General features: G+C 60.4%; 15 protein-coding genes. 10 read left to right on the top strand and 5 right to left on the bottom strand.

Translation table 11 applies throughout. The annotated features are described in order from the left end of the window. The first annotated feature begins 1 nt into the window (after nt 1). Nucleotides 2-1,276, top strand: coding sequence for a CCA tRNA nucleotidyltransferase (locus AAFN47_RS06795; RefSeq protein WP_499808454.1), 1,275 nt, complete (start codon nt 2-4; stop codon nt 1,274-1,276). Nucleotides 1,277-1,283: 7 nt separating this feature from the next. Here the strand turns inward: AAFN47_RS06795 and hemF are convergent, their stop codons facing one another. Then, nucleotides 1,284-2,195: an oxygen-dependent coproporphyrinogen oxidase gene (hemF, locus tag AAFN47_RS06790; RefSeq protein ID WP_499808453.1), complete on the bottom strand. Its 912-nt coding sequence runs from the start codon at nt 2,193-2,195 to the stop codon at nt 1,284-1,286. 240 nt (nt 2,196-2,435) lie between these two features. Here hemF and AAFN47_RS06785 point away from each other — a divergent pair, with 240 nt between their 5' ends. Beyond that, the gene (locus AAFN47_RS06785) at nt 2,436-2,696 is read left to right on the top strand and encodes a hypothetical protein (protein WP_499808452.1); all 261 of its coding nucleotides are present in this window, start codon (nt 2,436-2,438) and stop codon (nt 2,694-2,696) included. A 154-nt stretch (nt 2,697-2,850) separates the two neighbouring features. Next, on the top strand, nt 2,851-4,695 hold the full coding sequence (gene ilvD / locus AAFN47_RS06780; protein ID WP_499808451.1) for a dihydroxy-acid dehydratase: 1,845 nt from the start codon (nt 2,851-2,853) through the stop codon (nt 4,693-4,695). Between the two features lie 7 nt (nt 4,696-4,702). Here ilvD and AAFN47_RS06775 read toward each other — a convergent pair whose 3' ends face one another. Beyond that, nucleotides 4,703-5,182 (bottom strand): tRNA (cytidine(34)-2'-O)-methyltransferase, encoded by a 480-nt coding sequence (locus AAFN47_RS06775; RefSeq protein WP_499808450.1) that lies wholly within the window; start codon nt 5,180-5,182, stop codon nt 4,703-4,705. A 382-nt stretch (nt 5,183-5,564) separates the two neighbouring features. Here AAFN47_RS06775 and AAFN47_RS06770 point away from each other — a divergent pair, with 382 nt between their 5' ends. The 7 genes from AAFN47_RS06770 to AAFN47_RS06740 all read left to right on the top strand — a co-directional run bounded on the left by AAFN47_RS06770 (nt 5,565) and on the right by AAFN47_RS06740 (nt 15,313). Continuing rightward, a complete protein-coding gene (locus AAFN47_RS06770; protein ID WP_499808449.1) occupies nt 5,565-7,424 on the top strand; it encodes an ABC transporter ATP-binding protein in 1,860 nt (619 codons plus the stop codon). Between the two features lie 156 nt (nt 7,425-7,580). Beyond that, a complete protein-coding gene (locus tag AAFN47_RS06765; protein ID WP_499808448.1) occupies nt 7,581-9,917 on the top strand; it encodes a mechanosensitive ion channel family protein in 2,337 nt (778 codons plus the stop codon). A gap of 5 nt (nt 9,918-9,922) precedes the next feature. Then, nucleotides 9,923-11,773 carry an ABC transporter ATP-binding protein gene (locus tag AAFN47_RS06760; protein WP_499808690.1) on the top strand — a complete coding sequence of 617 codons (1,851 nt, stop codon included), beginning with the start codon at nt 9,923-9,925 and terminating at the stop codon, nt 11,771-11,773. A gap of 191 nt (nt 11,774-11,964) precedes the next feature. After that, the gene (gene petA / locus AAFN47_RS06755; RefSeq protein ID WP_499808447.1) at nt 11,965-12,531 is read left to right on the top strand and encodes a ubiquinol-cytochrome c reductase iron-sulfur subunit; all 567 of its coding nucleotides are present in this window, start codon (nt 11,965-11,967) and stop codon (nt 12,529-12,531) included. 14 nt (nt 12,532-12,545) lie between these two features. Continuing rightward, nucleotides 12,546-13,841, top strand: a complete 1,296-nt coding sequence (locus AAFN47_RS06750) for a cytochrome b (protein ID WP_499808446.1) — start codon at nt 12,546-12,548, stop codon at nt 13,839-13,841. A gap of 26 nt (nt 13,842-13,867) precedes the next feature. Continuing rightward, nucleotides 13,868-14,701, top strand: coding sequence for a cytochrome c1 (locus AAFN47_RS06745; protein ID WP_499808445.1), 834 nt, complete (start codon nt 13,868-13,870; stop codon nt 14,699-14,701). Between the two features lie 66 nt (nt 14,702-14,767). Further along, nucleotides 14,768-15,313: an adenine phosphoribosyltransferase gene (locus AAFN47_RS06740; protein ID WP_499808444.1), complete on the top strand. Its 546-nt coding sequence runs from the start codon at nt 14,768-14,770 to the stop codon at nt 15,311-15,313. Here the strand turns inward: AAFN47_RS06740 and AAFN47_RS06735 are convergent. The 3 genes from AAFN47_RS06735 to ychF are packed head-to-tail and all read right to left on the bottom strand — an operon-like array spanning nt 15,310 to nt 17,382. Continuing rightward, entirely contained in the window at nt 15,310-15,789 is a 480-nt protein-coding gene (locus AAFN47_RS06735; RefSeq protein WP_499808443.1) for a MaoC family dehydratase, read from the bottom strand. The two genes, AAFN47_RS06740 and AAFN47_RS06735, sit on opposite strands and share 4 nt — an antisense overlap. Next, nucleotides 15,789-16,265 (bottom strand): MaoC family dehydratase, encoded by a 477-nt coding sequence (locus AAFN47_RS06730; protein WP_499808442.1) that lies wholly within the window; start codon nt 16,263-16,265, stop codon nt 15,789-15,791. Before AAFN47_RS06730 ends, AAFN47_RS06735 begins: the two co-directional genes overlap by 1 nt. A gap of 13 nt (nt 16,266-16,278) precedes the next feature. Next, nucleotides 16,279-17,382, bottom strand: a complete 1,104-nt coding sequence (gene ychF / locus AAFN47_RS06725) for a redox-regulated ATPase YchF (protein WP_499808441.1) — start codon at nt 17,380-17,382, stop codon at nt 16,279-16,281.

Below are 17,382 nucleotides of genomic sequence, written 5' to 3'. Positions count from 1 at the left end.
CATGACGAGCGCCACGACCATTGCCGACGCCGAATGGTTCGGCGACCCGGCCTTGCGCAGAATTCTCGCAGTGCTGAATGAAGGCGACGCGGAAACGCGGATCGTCGGCGGCGCCGTGCGCAACACGCTGATGGGCATGGAAGTCGGCGACATCGATCTTGCGACTACCCTGTCGCCGGACGCGGTGGCGGACTGCGCGACGGCGGCCGGCTTCAAGACGATCCCGACCGGCGTCGACCATGGCACGGTGACGGTGGTTGTCGACGGCAAGCCGTTCGAGGTCACGACGCTGCGGGTGGACGTGGAGACCGACGGACGCCGCGCGCAGGTGTCCTTCGCAAGCAGCTGGCGGGAGGACGCCGAGCGCCGGGACCTGACGATCAATGGTCTTTACGCCGACGCCGACGGCGGCGTCATCGATCTCATCGGAGGGCTGGCGGATATCGAGAAGCGGCTGGTGCGCTTCATCGGCGACGCCGAAACGCGCATCAGGGAGGACTATCTGCGCATCCTGCGCTTTTTCCGGTTTTTCGCCTGGTATGGCGACGGGCGTCCGGATGCGGACGGCCTCAGGGCGTCGGCCAGGCTCAAGGACGGCCTCGCGCAGCTTTCCGCCGAGCGCGTCTGGTCGGAGCTGAAACGTCTGCTCGCCGCTCCGGATCCGTCGCGCGCGCTTTTATGGATGCGACAGAGCGGCGTCCTGACGGCCGTTCTTCCGGAAACGGAAAAGTGGGGCATCGATGCGATCCACGGACTTGTGCGCGCCGAGCAGCAACTTGGCTGGGAGCCGGACGCATTGCTCCGGCTGATGGCGATCACGCCGCCCTACGGGCCGCGCATGGCGGGGCTGTGCGAACGGCTGAAACTGTCGAATGCGGAGAAGGATCGGTTGATCGGTTGGGCTGATGCGGAGCGCCTTGCGCCGACTGTCGCTGAAAGCAGGCTCGCGCGGCTTCTCTATCAAACATCCCCGGGGGCCGTGATCGATGGTTTGCGGTTGCAACTCGCCGGGGCGCGCGCCGCCGCGGAGACGGACAATGACGCATTGATACAAGCGGCCGGATATTCCAGGCTGATCGCCTTTTGCGAGCGCTGGGAGCGGCCGGTCATGCCGGTGCGCGGCAAGGATCTGACTGCGCTTGGGGTGCAGGCCGGTCCAGAAATGGGGCGGATTCTCAAGGCCATCGAAGAGGCGTGGATTGCGAGCGACTTCCGGCTTGATCGCACGGCGTTGCTGGAAATGGTTCCAGACATTCAGGCGCGGACCGGGGATTGACTGTCCGTTATGGCCAGCGAACGGCCGGCGGCATCGAGGAGAGAATCGAATCGACATTGCCGCCGGTCTTCAGGCCGAAGATCGTGCCGCGGTCGTAGAGCAGGTTGAACTCGACGTAGCGTCCGCGCCGGATCAGCTGTTCGTTGCGCTCGTTCTCGTCCCAGTGATCGTTGAAATTGTTGCGCACGATCTTGGGATAAGCGACCGCGAAGGCGCGGCCGACATCCTGAACGAAGGCGAAATCGGCGTCCCATCCGCCGTCCTTTTCTTCCGACCGCAGCCAGTCGAAGAAAATGCCGCCGACGCCGCGCGGCTCTTTCCGGTGCGGGAGATAGAAATACTCGTCGCACCATTCACTGTATTTGGGGTAATCAGCGACCTTGTGCCGGTTGCAGGTAATTTCCATCGTCCTGTGAAACAGGCGGCTGTCGGGGTCTTCCTGCGTGCGTCGGCGATCGAGGACCGGGGTCAGGTCCGCGCCGCCGCCGAACCATTGCGTGGAGGTGATGACCATCCGCGTGTTCATGTGGACGGCCGGCACGTTCGGATTGACCGGATGCGCGATCAGCGAAATGCCGGACGCCCAGAAATTGGGATCTTTTTCGGCGCCGGGAATCTGGCTGCGGAAATCCGGCGAAAACTCGCCATGGACTGTGGATGTGTGGACGCCGACCTTTTCAAAGACGCGGCCATTCATCATCGACATGATGCCGCCGCCGCCCTTGCCTTCCTCCCGCAGCCATTTGGTCTGCACGAAACGACCCGGCGCGTCATCGGAAAGCGGGCCTGTCACCTCGTCTTCAAGCTGCTCGAATATCTCGCAGATGGCGTCGCGAAGCGTTTCGAACCATGTGCTCGCTTTGCGCATCTTGTCTTCCAGGGCGTCGGGATGGCCCACGGGAAGGTTCGGTCGTTGCATGAACTGGTGCCCCCATTTTCATCGCGACTCTTTTATATCAAGTCAGCGCACATGCCATAGAGGCTGACTATAAAATTGAATCAAAATGCGTATACCGCGTTCAATACACTGCAAAAATCTGAAACTATACTGCCGAACCCGTTGCAATTCGCGCGGCGCGGGTGCTCTCGGAATTTGACACAAAGGCGTTTCGTATCCGGTCGTTTTGCTTTATCCTGCGGCTTCGCGAGGTCAAGTAACATGGTCCGATTGCCTCCAGTTCCGCCCATGGACGGGTTGCGGAAACGAATCCGGAAGAGCCGCGAGAATGGCGATCGCGGAAAAGGCGATCCGTTTGTTCGCGAAACATTTCGACTTCCCCGAAACCTGGCCAGGGCCAAGGCGCGCGAGTGGTTTCACGCCTGGCCGAAAGCCGCCTACTGGACGGAAGTGGAAAGCTGGCGTCAGCTTCCGGACGACGAAGTCGAATTCACGATGCGCAGGTTGCCGACGGCCGATTGAGGCGCCCGTTGTTCCTCCGCCCTTGAAATTCGGGCGTTTTTCTGCGACCTGCTAATGTCCCGAAACTGAAGTCCCTGAAAAGGGCGGCTGCGACGCCTGCGGGATCTGCAATTCGCCGCACGAGCTGCAAACAGACAATCAAGGAAATACCAGCATGCCACAGTATCGTTCCAGAACCTCCACCCACGGCCGCAACATGGCCGGCGCCCGCGGCCTGTGGCGCGCGACGGGGATGAAAGACGGCGATTTCGGCAAGCCAATTATCGCGATCGCCAATTCTTTCACCCAGTTCGTGCCCGGTCACGTGCATCTGAAGGATCTCGGCCAGCTGGTAGCGCGGGAAGTGGAGCGCGCCGGCGGAGTCGCCAAGGAATTCAACACGATCGCCGTCGACGACGGCATCGCCATGGGCCATGACGGCATGCTCTATTCGCTGCCTTCGCGCGAAGTGATCGCGGACGCCGTGGAATATATGGTCAACGGCCACTGCGCGGACGCCCTCGTCTGCATCTCGAATTGCGACAAGATCACGCCCGGCATGCTGAACGCTGCAATGCGCCTCAATATCCCGGTCGTTTTCGTATCGGGCGGGCCTATGGAAGCCGGCAAGGTGACGATGGAGGACGGCACGGAAAAGGCTGTCGACCTGATCGACGCTATGGTCGCCGCCGCCGACGACCGGGTGTCGGACGCCTTCGTGTCCGAAATGGAACGCTCCGCATGCCCGACCTGCGGGTCGTGCTCCGGCATGTTTACGGCGAACTCCATGAACTGTCTGACGGAAGCGCTTGGACTGGCCTTGCCGGGGAACGGCTCGACGCTTGCGACGCATTCCGATCGCGAACGTCTCTTCGTCGAGGCGGGACACCTGATCGTCGATCTCGCCAAACGGTACTACGAACAGGATGACGAAAGCGCACTGCCGCGCAACATCGCCAGTTTCGGCGCCTTCGAAAACGCCATGTCGCTGGACATTTCCATGGGCGGGTCGACGAACACCATCCTGCACCTTCTGGCGGCGTCGTACGAAGGGGAAGTCGGCTTCACAATGGACGACATCGACCGGCTGTCGCGCAAGGTGCCGGTGCTCTGCAAGGTCGCACCCGCGGTGGAAAACATCCACATGGAGGACGTGCACAGGGCCGGCGGCATTTTCGGCATTCTCGGCGAACTGGACCGCGTGGGCCTGCTCAATTCCGACTTGCCAACGGTTCACTCCACGACCATGAAGGAAGCGCTCGCGCGCTGGGACATCACGCAGACAAATTCGGAAAGCGTCCATCAGTTCTTCAGGGCGGCGCCCGGCGGCGTGCCCACGCAGGTTGCATTCTCGCAATCGAAACGCTGGGACGAACTGGATCTAGACCGGCAGAAGGGCGTGATCCGCAACCGCGATCACGCCTACAGCCAGGATGGCGGGCTCGCCGTGCTTTACGGCAATATCGCCGAAGACGGCTGCGTGGTGAAGACGGCCGGCGTTGACGAGAGCATCCTGAAGTTCTCGGGGCCAGCGCGTATCTGCGAAAGCCAGGACAGCGCCGTTTCGGCGATTCTGACAGGCAAGATCAACGAGGGCGACGTGGTGCTGATCCGCTATGAAGGGCCGCGCGGGGGGCCGGGCATGCAGGAGATGCTCTACCCGACCAGCTACCTGAAATCCAAGGGGCTGGGCAAGGCGTGCGCGCTCGTCACCGACGGACGTTTCTCGGGCGGAACCTCCGGCCTGTCGATCGGCCACGTCTCTCCGGAAGCTGCCGAGGGCGGCGTGATCGGACTTGTCGAGGAGGGCGACACGATCGTCATCGACATTCCGAACCGGATCATCCGGGTCGACGTCTCCGACGAAGAACTGGCGAAGCGCCGCACGGCGATGGAAGCGAAAGGCGCCAAAGCCTGGAAGCCGACGGAAAAGCGCACGCGTAAAGTCAGCAAGGCGCTGCGCGCCTATGCGGCGTTGACGACATCGGCCGCCAAGGGCGCGGTGCGCGAAATCGACTGAAGTCGCCTCAATACGCGGACAATTGCGCCTGCCTGACCGCCTCTCCGGCGATCATGGCGACGCTGAGCGCAAGATTCAGCGAACGCCGGCCCTCGGCCATGGGGATGATGATCCGTGCGTCGGCGGCCGCGTGCACATGATCAGGCGCGCCGACGCTTTCGCGGCCGAACAGCAGAATGTCGCGCGGCTGGAAGGCGAATTGCGTATAGGCGGTCGGCGCGCTGGTGGAAGCGAGGACAAGACGCCGCTGTTCCGCCGCCGCCCATTCCTGAAAGGATTGCCAGTTGAGATGGCGGCAAAGCGAGGCCTGTTCCACATAGTCCATGCCGGCGCGTTTGAGCGCGCGGTCGGACAGGTCGAAGCCTGCGGGCTCGATGATGTCGACGCTCAGGCCGAGGCAGGCGGCCAGGCGCAGTATCGCGCCCGTATTGCCCGGAATATCCGGCTGGAAGAGAGCTATGCGCAGATCGGTTTCAGGTGGCGTCATGATGCTGAAATACAACAATTAGGAATGTTGAACAGGCCCATCAAATGATTTCATCGCCGCTACGGTGGATTGCAGGATGGAATCGCGGTAGAAAGTCGCTCCGATGTTCCAGACTAGGCGGGACGATTGCTTGTGCTGCGGCGCGGGCTTTTTGTTTCGCGGCGGTTACGACGATGATGATTTAAGAACCCGGCCAGACCTATCGTAGCAGGCGAAGGCCCGTTTTCGCGATACAGGCCATTTGCGAATGATCTGCGCCATCCGAGCGCGGTCGTTGATTGTACACTCAACAGTTTCATCTTGACGAGGCAAGACCGATCGTGTCGATGCCGGTTTGGCGTTCCGCCTTATCACCGTCAGATTGCATACGGAGTCCAAGGCCATGTTCCTGTGGTTCGAAAGACGTTTGAAACCCTATCCCGAGGAAGAGGCGGTGCGTCCGCCGACGGGTCTGCTCGCCTTTTGCTGGCATTATTCGCGCGACGCCATGCCATGGCTGCTGGCGATGTCTCTGTTGACGATGCTTATCGCGATCGGCGAGGTTTTTCTCTTCGGTTTTCTGGGCGACATCGTGAACTGGCTTTCCGAGTCCGGTCGCGAAGGCTTCCTGCAGCGGGAAGGATGGCGGCTCGCCTTCATGGCCCTGTTCGTGCTCATCGGGCTGCCCGGCGTGGTGCTGCTGCATTCGCTGGTCATTCACCAGACGCTGCTCGGCAACTATCCGATGATCGCCCGCTGGCAGATGCATCGCTACCTGCTGCGTCAAAGCCTGTCGTTCTTCGCCGATGAATTTGCAGGCCGCGTCGCGACAAGAGTGATGCAGACGTCGCTGGCGGTGCGTGAATCCGTGATGAAGATGCTCGATGTCTTCGTCTATATCTGCGTTTATTTCACCACGACCGTGGTGCTTGTCGCCACCGCCGACTGGCGGCTCGCCATGCCGCTGCTTCTTTGGGCGGTGGTCTATAGCGTGCTGATCTACACGTTCGTTCCGTGGATGAAGGACCTGGCGCGGCAGCAGGCCGATTCGCGTTCGATGATGACGGGTCGTATCGTCGACAGCTACACCAACATCGCGACCGTCAAGCTGTTCTCCCATGCGCGGCGCGAGGAAAGCTATGCGCGCTCGGCGATGGACGAGTTTCTCGACACCGTCTACCGGCAGATGCGGATGGTGACCTGGTTCCAGGCGATCGTCTATTTCAACAATGCCGTGCTGATCTTCCTGGTGGGTTTCCTGTCGATCTATCTGTGGCTTGGCGAGGTAATTTCGGTCGGGGCGATTGCGGTCGCGATCGGCCTTGCGCTGCGCCTCAACAACATGTCCCAGTGGATCATGTGGGAAGTTGCTGCGTTTTTCGAGAATCTCGGGGTGGTGATCGACGGCATGTCCATGATGTCGAAGCCGCACCAGATCGTCGACGCCGAACCAAAAGTGCAATTGGCTCCGCAGAAGGGCAAGATTTCATTCGAAAACATCCGCTTCCACTACGGCAAGGAGGGCGGGGTGATCGACGATCTGTCTCTCTTGATCGCGCCTGGCGAGAAGATCGGGCTTGTCGGACCTTCCGGCGCCGGCAAGACGACGCTGACCAACCTGTTGCTCCGGTTCTACGATCTGGAAGGCGGACGGATTTATATTGACGGTCAGGATGTCTCGGCGGTGACCCAGGACAGCTTGCGGGGCCAGATCGGCGTCGTCACCCAGGACACCTCGCTGTTGCACCGGTCGATTCGGGACAACATTGCCTACGGTAAACCCGACGCCACGGATGCCGATATCGTGCATGCGGCGCAACAGGCCAACGCCTGGGACTTCATCCAGGGTCTGGAAGACATGAAGGGGCGCAAGGGGCTCGAGGCCCATGTTGGCGAGCGCGGCGTCAAATTGTCGGGCGGTCAGAGGCAGCGCATCGCTATCGCGCGCGTTTTCCTCAAGGACGCGCCGATCCTGATCCTAGACGAAGCGACATCTGCGCTCGATTCGGAGGTTGAGGCGGCCATCCAGGAGAACCTGTTCGCCCTGATGGAAGGCAAGACGGTGATCGCAATCGCCCACCGGCTTTCTACCATCGCCCAGATGGACAGGCTGATCGTTCTGGACGCAGGCGAGATCGTTCAGACCGGCACGCATGAGCGACTCATCTCCGAGAAGGGACTCTATGCGGATCTCTGGGCGCGTCAGTCCGGCGGCTTCATCAATTCGGACAAGCTCGACGCCGACACGGCGGCCGCCGAATAGGCTTTGGAGGCCTCTTTAAGCTGGACTTGCGAATTGTGACTGCGATCCGTTGTCAACTGGTTGTATTAACAATCTTGTGATAGTCAGGCCCCGAAAGATCAATTCTGATCTGTAAGCGGCACTGAAATTTCGGCCGCGAAGAGGGGATATACTGGGATGGCGATCGTGCGTTCTGCCGGAATTGAGCGCCTGTACTTCGGTGTGCAGCGGCTCGGAGCCTGTTTTCTTGGATTGGCGCTGCTGATCTTCGTTTTGTGCGGAGCAGTCCAGGCGCAGTCGATGGTGGGCGTGGCCAAGGCCGCGTCGGCGGAGAAATCGTCTGAAACGAAGCCGGTGACGCTGCCCGAAAACCTGACGCCCGCGATGGTTCGCGAAATCGTTTCCCAGATGGATGACGAGCAGGTGCGCCAGCTGCTGCTGCAGCGGCTCGACGCCGTGGCCGCAGCAGACGCCGAGAAAAACAAGGAGCCGGAACCAAACAACACGGTCGTGCTCTACGACTCGTTTGGAAAGCTGGGCGCGAACCTTATCAATTCCGTCGTTAGGATACCCCGCTCGACCGTGGATCTCGGCAAGGCTATCGGAAACTTTGTGGAGGAACGGGGAGGTTCCGGCTTCTTCCATCTGTTGTTGCTTGTCGTCGGCGCGATCGCCGCAGGTCTCGTCGCCGAATTCATCGTGGACCGGCTGGCCTCGAACTGGCGTAGACAATACGAACATCAGCAACAACCGGAAAATCTGCGCCAAACACTGGAATTTCTTGGCAAACGGCTGGTCGTGGATATGGTTGGTCTGCTGGCGTTTTTTATTGTCGGCCGGATTGTCATCCAACAGTTCATCGCCGACCTGGATCGGCCTGTCGTGCACGCTTTCATGCTGTATCTCATCGTTGTTCCGCGTGTGGTCGCCGCTGTGTCGCGGTTTGTGCTTGCGCCCAACCGCCCGAACATGCGGCTGGTTTACGCTGACGACTGGACTTCGAAATTTATCTACTACAACTCTCTTGGCGTAGTGATACTGGCCGGATTCAACATCTTCCTTGTCGAATTTCTCAGGACGAACGGACAGGCTCCTTTCGGCAACTCTTTCATCTTCTGGATCAACCTCGGCGTATTCGTCTGGCTCGGCGTCATGACCTACAAGGCGCGCCATGGTCTGTCCAAGATGCTGCTCGGCGACACCGAGGACGTGACGGGGTCTGAAGTCATGACAGCCCGGGCGTTTCCCTGGGTCGCCATGGCGCTCATTGCTCTGACATGGTTGACCGTGCAGTTCCTGGCGATCAACGGCAGGCTCGATCTCGTCGAAAAGGGACAGCACTATCTGACGCTTGCGCTGCTGCTCATCGCGCCTGCGTTGAACACCACGATTCGCGCTCTCGTCCATCATCTCGTGCCGCCGATGCGCGGCGAGGGGGCGGTGGCCGAAGCGGCCTACCACTCGACCAAGCGCAGCTATATCCGGATCGGGCGCACGCTGGTGTTCGGCATCGTGATCGTCCTGCTGATCAGGATCTGGGATATCCAGCTTGGCGCGCTTGCAACCTCCGGACTGGGCGCGCGTATAGCGTCTTCCTTCTTCGAGGCGCTGTTCATTCTGATTGCCGGCTATCTCGCATGGGAAGTGGCGTCATTGTGGATCAACCGCAAGCTCGCCGACGAGAACACCTCGACTGCCGGCGCGCCCGACGAGGCCGGCGGAGAAGGCGGCGGCGCCGGCGGCTCGAGACTGTCGACCGTCCTGCCGCTTGCAAAATTGGCCATTCAGATCACGATCATCACGATCACACTGTTGATCGCGCTCAGCAGTTTTGGCGTGAACATCGCGCCGCTTCTGGCCGGCGCCGGCATTCTCGGTCTGGCCATCGGTTTTGGCGCCCAGACCCTTGTCAAGGATATCGTGTCCGGCGTCTTCTTCCTGATGGACGACGCGTTCCGTGTCGGCGAGTTCCTGGACATCAACGGCACGATGGGGACAGTGGAGAAGATCTCGATCCGGTCGCTTCAGTTGCGCCATCCTTCCGGTCCGGTCCACACCGTTCCCTACGGAGAGATTCCGAAGATCACCAACAACTCGCGCGACTGGGTGATCATGAAAGTGAAATTCACCGTGCCTTTCGACACCGACGCAAACAAGGTGAAGAAGATCTTCAAGCAGATCGGCAATGAAATGCTCGAGGCTCCCTACGCTGAAGACATCATCCAGACCTTCAAGTCCCAGGGCGTCTCCGACGTCAACGATGTGGGCATGGTGTTGCGCGGCAAGTTCATGGCCAAGCCCGGCAAGCAATGGGTGATTCGCAAGGACGTCTATGCAAGGGTTCAGAAAGCCTTTGCAGAAAACGGAATCGAATTTGCAAGGCCGGAAGTGCGGGTCAACGTGCCTGGCGCCGTGGATTCGGATGACGCCACCGACTCGGCAATCGCCGCAGCCGCCGGCAAGGCCGTCAAGCAGATGGCGGAGGCCAAGGCGTCCGAAGTCAAACCCGCGTAGTGCGTATCCTCGACACGATCCTTGGCTGTTTCGAACGCTGGATCGACCCGTATGCAGACCGCGAAACCGGCGCTCCGCCGCCAGGCGCGATCCCTTTCATCTGGCACTATGTGCGCCAGGAGAAATGGCCGTTTGCGGCCATGCTCGCGCTCGGCGGGGCGGTCGCTCTCATGGAGATCGCCCTGTTCTATTTCGTCGGCAGGCTTGTTGATATGCTCGAGGGATTCAACAGGGCGTCGGGCTGGCAGGGACTTGTCGCGGAGCATGGCGGCGAACTGCTGTTCATGGCGCTGGTGGTGCTGGTCGGGCGGTTCTTCGTCGTCGCTTTTTCCTCGCTGATCGAGGAACAGGCGGTCGTTCCGGGGTTCTTTTCGCTCGTTCGATGGCAGGCGGCCTCGCATGTCGGGCGCCAGAGCCTCTCCTTTTTTCAAAACGAGTTCGCTGGCCGCGTGGCGACGAAGGTTTGGCAGTCGGGCCAGGCCATCGGAGACTTCATGATCTCCATGCTGCAGGTGGCCTGGTTCATCGTGATCTATGTCATCGCGACGCTGATCATGATGGCCGATCTCGACTGGCGTCTGGCGGCCCCGGTCTTGCTGTGGGTCGCGGGCTTCATCGTCGTCGCCCGTTTTTTCGTGCCGCGTATTCGGCGCAATTCCAGGGACGCGGCGGAAGCCGCCTCGACAGTCAGTGGTCGGCTGGTTGACAGCTATGCGAATATACAAACGCTGAAGCTGTTCGGTCGCGACGACGAGGTCGAGCGCAATCTGCGCGGCTCGTTTGACGGCTTTATCGCAGTACTGAAATCCTTCACCCGCAATCTGACGGGCGTGCGCGTCTCGCTCGCCATTCTTTCCAGCGTCATGACGATCGTCATAGCGGCGATCGCCATCGGGCTGCTGCTTGCCGGCGAGATCACCGTCGGATCAGTGGCGGCGACAATGGCGATCGTGTTCAGGCTCAGCCTGTTGCTTGGCCGGATGATGAACCAGCTTAACATTCTGATGCGCAACTACGGCGTGATCCAGAATTCGATGGAGCTTGTCGCACGACCAGTGACGCTGACGGACCGCGAGGACGCCACAGAACTTGTCGTCTCCGATTGCCGGATCCAGTTCGAGAACGTGCAGTTCCGATACGAGGAGAGCAAGACGGTGCTCGACGGGATCACCCTCACCGTCGATCCCGGACAGAAGGTTGGTCTCGTCGGACCGTCCGGAGCAGGCAAATCGACGCTGGTCAACCTGCTGCTGAGATTCTTCGATCTTGAGTCGGGACGCATCGTCATCGACGGCCAGGACATCGCCGGCGTCACGCAGCATTCGCTGCGATCGCTCATTTCGGTGGTCACCCAGGACACTTCGCTGCTGCACCGGTCGATTCGCGACAATATCGCACTGGGGCGGCCGGGCGCGGCTGATCCGGAACTGGAGGAAGCTGCCCGAAAGGCGCATGCTTTGCGATTCATCGGTGAACTGCGCGACCAGCGCGGCCGCGCGGGCATGGATGCGCATGTCGGCGAGCGCGGCGTCAAGCTTTCCGGCGGACAGCGGCAGAGGATCGCCATCGCCCGCGTTATGCTGAAAGACGCGCCGATCCTTGTGCTGGACGAGGCGACATCGGCTCTCGATTCCGAAATCGAGGCCGCAATACAGGAAAACATGGCCGCCCTGATGGAAGGCAAGACAGTCATCGCCATCGCCCACCGGCTTTCGACGATCGCGAAAATGGACCGTCTTGTCGTGATGGACCAAGGCCGGATCATCGAAGACGGCTCGCACGCCGAATTGATCGACCGGAATGGTCTCTACGCCAGGCTGTGGGAGAGGCAATCGGGTGGATTCATCAACAACTAAAGGAGGTCAAGCCGCAAATCCCGGCAAAACTTGCGGCATTGTGCCTCTGTCCCATCTTGTAGGCTGGACATATTCTAAGAAGCATCCTAGAAACCGGCCGATTGCGGGTATTCGGGTGCGGTCGTGGGGACGACATGTGACCGTTTATTCCAGCAGCCACGGACGAGCATGCGCAGAGGAAGGCTGAAACCGTGAGTGAACACGAACTGACAGGCGAACCTACCCGTCGCGATTTTCTGTATCTGACGACCGCGATGGCGGGCGTCGTGGGCGCTGCTTCGGTGGCCTGGCCTTTCATCGACCAGATGCGCCCGGATGCGACTACGCTGGCGTTGTCGACAATCGAGGTCGATGTTTCCGGTCTCGAACGGGGCATGTCGATTACGGTGAAATGGCGCGGTAAGCCGGTGTTTATCCGAAATCGCACGGATGAAGAAATCGCCGAAGCGGACGCCGTTCCGCTCGACGAGCTTCCGGACCCGTCTGCGCGCAATGAAAATCTGGCGCCTGACGCGCCGGCTTCCGACGTCGACCGGTCCGCCGGAGAAGATCGCGAGAACTGGATTGTCATGATCGGCTCTTGCACCCATCTGGGTTGCGTGCCGCTCGGTCAGTCGGGGGAATATGGCGGGTGGTTCTGCCCGTGCCACGGTTCGCACTATGATACGGCTGGCCGTATCCGCAAGGGACCGGCGCCGGAGAACCTGCACATTCCGCCATACGAATTTCTGACCGATACGCGAATCAAGATCGGCTAGCAGGGGAATTACCGATGAGTGGTGGACATTCAACCTACGAGCCGAAAACCGGCGTCAGCAAGTGGATCGACTCACGCCTGCCGCTGCCGCGTCTGGTCTATGATTCCTTCGTCGCCTATCCGACGCCGCGCAATCTGAACTACGCCTACACGTTCGGCGCGATCCTTTCGGTGATGCTCGTTTCGCAGATACTGACGGGCATCGTGCTCGCGATGCACTATGTCTCTTCGACGTCCCAGGCGTTCGATTCGGTCGAACTGATCATGCGCGATGTCAATTCCGGCTCGCTTCTGCGCTACATGCACGCGAACGGGGCCTCGTTCTTCTTCATCGCGGTCTACATCCACATTTTCAGGGGCATGTATTACGGCTCCTACAAGGCGCCACGGGAAATTCTGTGGATCCTTGGCGTGATTATCTACCTGCTGATGATGGCCACCGGCTTCATGGGCTACGTGCTTCCCTGGGGGCAGATGTCCTTCTGGGGCGCGACCGTGATCACCAACTTCTTCACGGCGTTCCCGCTCGTGGGCGAACCGATCCAGCAACTCCTGCTTGGCGGTTTCGCGGTGGACAATCCAACGCTCAATCGCTTCTTCTCGCTTCACTATCTGCTGCCTTTCATGATTGCGGGCGTTGTGGTCCTGCATGTCTGGGCTCTGCACGTGACGGGGCAGACCAATCCGACCGGCGTCGAGGTGAAGTCGAAGACTGATACGCTGGCGTTCACGCCCTATGCGACGATCAAGGACGGCTTCGCGACGGTGGTCTTCCTGCTGGTCTTCGCCTACTTCATCTTCTACCTGCCGAACTATCTCGGCCATCCGGACAACTACATCGAAGCCGATCCGCTGAAGACGCCGGCGCATATCGTTCCTGAATGGTATTACCTGCCGTTCTACGCCATGCTTCGCGCAATCACCTTCAATGTTGGACCGATCGACTCCAAGCTGGGCGGCGTCCTGGTGATGTTCGGATCGATCCTGATCCTGTTCTTCATGCCGTGGCTGGACACTTCCAAGGTGCGTTCCGCGGTTTATCGTCCGTGGTACAAGCTGTTCTTCTGGCTGTTCGTAGCAAATGCGATATTCCTCGGATGGCTCGGATCCCAGCCCGCCGAGGGCGTTTACACAGCCATGGCCCAGGCCGGCACCGCTTATTATTTCGCCTTTTTCATTATCGTCCTGCCATTGCTCGGCCTGTTCGAGAAACCGAGACCGGTTCCGAATTCGATTACCGAAGCGGTGTTGGCGAAACATGGCGGCGGCAGCCCGGAAGGCGCTCCCGCAGCGCCGGAAAAACGCGGCTAGACAGAGTGATGAAGGATAGTCTTCCAATGAAAAAACTCGTCACAACTTTTCTGTCTGCGCTGCTGGCGACGGGCATGGGTCTTTCAGCAGCTTCGGCCGCAGGAGACACCCATTCGAAAGAGCCGCATCAGCTGAAATGGTCCTTCGCAGGTCCGTTCGGCACTTACGACCTGCAGCAGTTGCAGCGCGGATTGAAGGTCTACACCAATGTCTGCGCCGCGTGTCACTCGCTGAAATACATTGCCTTCCGCAACCTCGAAGCGCTTGGTTATTCCGAGGCCCAGGTCAAGTCGTTCGCCGCCGAGTATACGATCGAGGACGGACCGGACGGCGCGGGCGACATGTTCGAGCGTCCGGGCATTCCGGCTGACTACTTTCCGTCGCCCTATCCGAACGTCGAGGCCGCCGCTTTCGCCAATGGCGGCGCCGCCCCACCCGACCTCTCGCTGATGGCGAAGGCGCGCGCAGCCCATCGCGGCTTCCCGCGTTTCGTGTTCGACATCTTCACGATGTACGCCGAGGGCGGCCCGGATTACATCGCTGCTCTGCTGGCGGGTTATGAAGAAGCGCCGCACGATGTGCAAATCACCGAGGGCACTTACTACAATCCGTATTTTCTGGCAGGCAATGCGCTGGCCATGGCCCCGCCGCTCTCCGAAGGCATCGTGACCTATGACGACGGTACGCCGGAAACTGTTGAGCAATACGCCAAGGACGTCTCCGCATTCCTCATGTGGACGGCTGAGCCGCACATGACCGAACGCAAGTCACTCGGCTTCAAGGTTATTATCTTCCTACTCATCTTCTCCGGTCTGCTCTATCTGACCAAGAAGGCGGTGTGGTCTCGGGTTGACCATTAACGCCTGAAGGCCTTTATTTGCGAAGGCGGCCAAGGGCCGCCTTTCGTTTGTCTGCGAGGAACTCCAATGCATCCGTCTCTCGAGGAAACTCTTCTGGGGTCCATCCGCACGATCCCGGACTATCCCAAACCAGGCGTCCAGTTTCGCGACATCACGACGCTTCTGGGCAACGCCCGCGCATTCCGCCGCGCCGTCGATGAACTCGTCCACCCCTACGCGGGGACAAAGGTGGAGCAGGTCGCCGGTATCGAAGCCCGTGGTTTCATTCTCGGCGGAGCGGTCGCGCATCAGCTGTCTGCCGGCTTCGTGCCAATCCGTAAAAAAGGCAAGCTGCCGCACCATACGGTGCGGATCGCCTACAGTCTCGAATACGGCATCGACGAGATGGAGATGCACGAGGACGCTGTCAAGCCTGGCCAGACGGTCATCCTCGTGGACGATCTGCTGGCCACTGGCGGCACGGCGGAGGCCGCCATCAAGCTGCTGCGGCAGATGGGGGCGGAAGTGGTCGCTGCCTGTTTCGTGATCGATCTGCCAGATCTCGGCGGACGCGCGAAGCTCGAGGCGATGGACGTGACCGTGCGCACGCTGGTCTCCTACGAAGGCGATTAATCGCTCGGCTGACGTCTGATCAGCACCGCATTGTCGAAGGTAACGACCTGGTCGCCAGCCTCGTTGAAGCCGCTGGCGCGGGTGATCACCACTCCCCATTCGGGATCGGTCTTGCGCGGGCGCTTGTCGATGCATTCGCTGTAGTAGTGGATCGTGTCGCCGGCATAGACGGGCTTTGTCCAGACGACGTCGAAAATGCCTGGCGACGGCCCGAAATACGGGACCGGCAATCCTCTTTCGCGCAGCGACTGGAACCAGATCGGACGATAATCAACGGCGAGCTTCATCCAGACCGAAGCCGTATGCCAGCCTGACGCACAAAGCGCGCCGAACATGGAGTTGCGGGCGGCTTCCGCGTCGAGATGGAAAGGCTGCGGGTCATATTTGCGGGCGAACCGGATGATCTCTTCCGGCGTGAACGTGTGGGTTCCGTAGTCGAGCTTCTCGCCGACAATGAATGCGTCAAGTCCGTTCATCAACCGCCGCCTGCGTCGCGCATGGCGAAGAATGTCGGGTTGGAGCACTCGCACACAATCTCGCCGCGCTGGTTGCGGATTTCCTGTTCGAACTGGACGATCCCCAGACCCGGCCGTGATTTCAACGGTCTTGCGGATAGCACACGCGAGACGCCGCTCAACACGTCTCCGGCGAGCACAGGCCGCTTCCATCGGACATAATCGACCTTCGGCGCGCCTTGGGCCGTGGAATCGAGGATATAGGACTGGGCCATCATGCGCATGATCAGGCCGCAGGTCTGCCAACCGGACGCCGCAAGGCCCTCAAGCAGGCTCTCTTTTCCCGCTGCTTCATCCAGATGCATGGGTTGCGGATCGAATTCGGCGGCGAATTCGATGACTTCCTCCGCGTCCACTGTCAGCGGCCCCAGGGCGAACTCCCGTCCAGGCGTGAAATCCTCGAAACAGAGTTTTGGATTGTCCGACGCCGTGTTCATGGAGGGGTCGCCGTTACGTATTGAACTTGAAGAGCATGATGTCGCCGTCCTGCACGACGTATTCCTTGCCCTCGTCGCGGGCCTTGCCCGCCTCGCGGGCGGCGACTTCGCCGCCAAGCGCCACGAAATCGTCATAGGCGATGGTCTGCGCCCGGATGAAACCCCGCTCGAAATCCGTGTGAATGACGCCGGCGGCGCGCGGCGCTTTCGAGCCGCGACGCACCGTCCAGGCTCGGGTTTCCTTTGGGCCTGCGGTGAAATAGGTGATGAGATCGAGCAGGGCGTATCCCGCCCGGATCAACTTGTCGAGGCCAGGTTCCTCAAGGCCAAGTTCGCCCAGATATTCGGCTGCTTCCTCCGCATCGAGCTGAGCGACCTGCGCCTCGATCTCCGCGGAAATGACAACGTGCTGCGCGCCTTGCGCTTCGGCCATTTCCGCAACGGTCGCAGTCTGTGCATTGCCGGAGGCGGCGTCAGACTCTGCGACATTGCAGACATAGAGAACCGGCTTGGAAGTCAGGAGGTTGAGGATGTTCAGAAGCCGCATGTCCTCAGCAGCGAGATCCGGCGTCATGACGCGCACGGGCTTGCCGTTTTGCAGCAGGGACAGCGCCTTTTCCATGATCGGCAGGATGAGAATTGATTCCTTGTCCTTGCCGGTCGCACGCTTGCGGGTCTGCTCCACCCGCCGCTCGAGACTTTCGAGATCCGCCAGCATGAGCTCCGTCTCGATCGTATCGGCGTCGGCGACCGGATCTATCCGGCCTTCCACATGCGTGATGTCGTCATCCTCGAAACAGCGAAGCACATGGACGATCGCGTCCACCTCGCGGATATTGGCGAGGAACTGGTTGCCAAGACCTTCGCCCTTCGAGGCGCCGCGCACGAGGCCGGCAATGTCGACAAAGGAGATGCGGGTCGGAACGATCTCCTTCGACTGGGCGATCGATGCGATTTTCGTCAGCCGTGGATCCGGCACGGCGACTTCGCCCGTATTGGGTTCGATGGTGCAGAACGGATAATTGGCGGCCTGGGCCGCCGCCGTCTTCGTCAGCGCATTGAACAGTGTGGACTTGCCTACATTGGGAAGACCCACGATGCCGCATTTGAAACCCAT

It is taken from the genome of Hoeflea sp. CAU 1731 (assembly GCF_039888615.1).
Classification (GTDB): Bacteria; Pseudomonadota; Alphaproteobacteria; order Rhizobiales; family Rhizobiaceae; genus Flavimaribacter.
The sequence above is the reverse complement of the archived record's forward strand: the minus strand, read 5'-3'. Positions and strand labels throughout refer to the sequence as shown.

Excerpts from the sequence above, each read along its gene's own strand:
- AAFN47_RS06795 (WP_499808454.1), top strand. The coding sequence starts at position 2 with ATGACGAGCGCCACGACCATTGCCGACGCCGAATGGTTCGGCGACCCG.
- hemF (WP_499808453.1), bottom strand. The coding sequence starts at position 2,195 with ATGCAACGACCGAACCTTCCCGTGGGCCATCCCGACGCCCTGGAAGAC.
- AAFN47_RS06785 (WP_499808452.1), top strand. The coding sequence starts at position 2,436 with ATGGTCCGATTGCCTCCAGTTCCGCCCATGGACGGGTTGCGGAAACGA.
- ilvD (WP_499808451.1), top strand. The coding sequence starts at position 2,851 with ATGCCACAGTATCGTTCCAGAACCTCCACCCACGGCCGCAACATGGCC.
- AAFN47_RS06775 (WP_499808450.1), bottom strand. The coding sequence starts at position 5,182 with ATGACGCCACCTGAAACCGATCTGCGCATAGCTCTCTTCCAGCCGGAT.
- AAFN47_RS06770 (WP_499808449.1), top strand. The coding sequence starts at position 5,565 with ATGTTCCTGTGGTTCGAAAGACGTTTGAAACCCTATCCCGAGGAAGAG.
- AAFN47_RS06765 (WP_499808448.1), top strand. The coding sequence starts at position 7,581 with ATGGCGATCGTGCGTTCTGCCGGAATTGAGCGCCTGTACTTCGGTGTG.
- AAFN47_RS06750 (WP_499808446.1), top strand. The coding sequence starts at position 12,546 with ATGAGTGGTGGACATTCAACCTACGAGCCGAAAACCGGCGTCAGCAAG.
- AAFN47_RS06745 (WP_499808445.1), top strand. The coding sequence starts at position 13,868 with ATGAAAAAACTCGTCACAACTTTTCTGTCTGCGCTGCTGGCGACGGGC.
- AAFN47_RS06740 (WP_499808444.1), top strand. The coding sequence starts at position 14,768 with ATGCATCCGTCTCTCGAGGAAACTCTTCTGGGGTCCATCCGCACGATC.
- AAFN47_RS06735 (WP_499808443.1), bottom strand. The coding sequence starts at position 15,789 with ATGAACGGACTTGACGCATTCATTGTCGGCGAGAAGCTCGACTACGGA.
- AAFN47_RS06730 (WP_499808442.1), bottom strand. The coding sequence starts at position 16,265 with ATGAACACGGCGTCGGACAATCCAAAACTCTGTTTCGAGGATTTCACG.
- ychF (WP_499808441.1), bottom strand. The coding sequence starts at position 17,382 with ATGGGTTTCAAATGCGGCATCGTGGGTCTTCCCAATGTAGGCAAGTCC.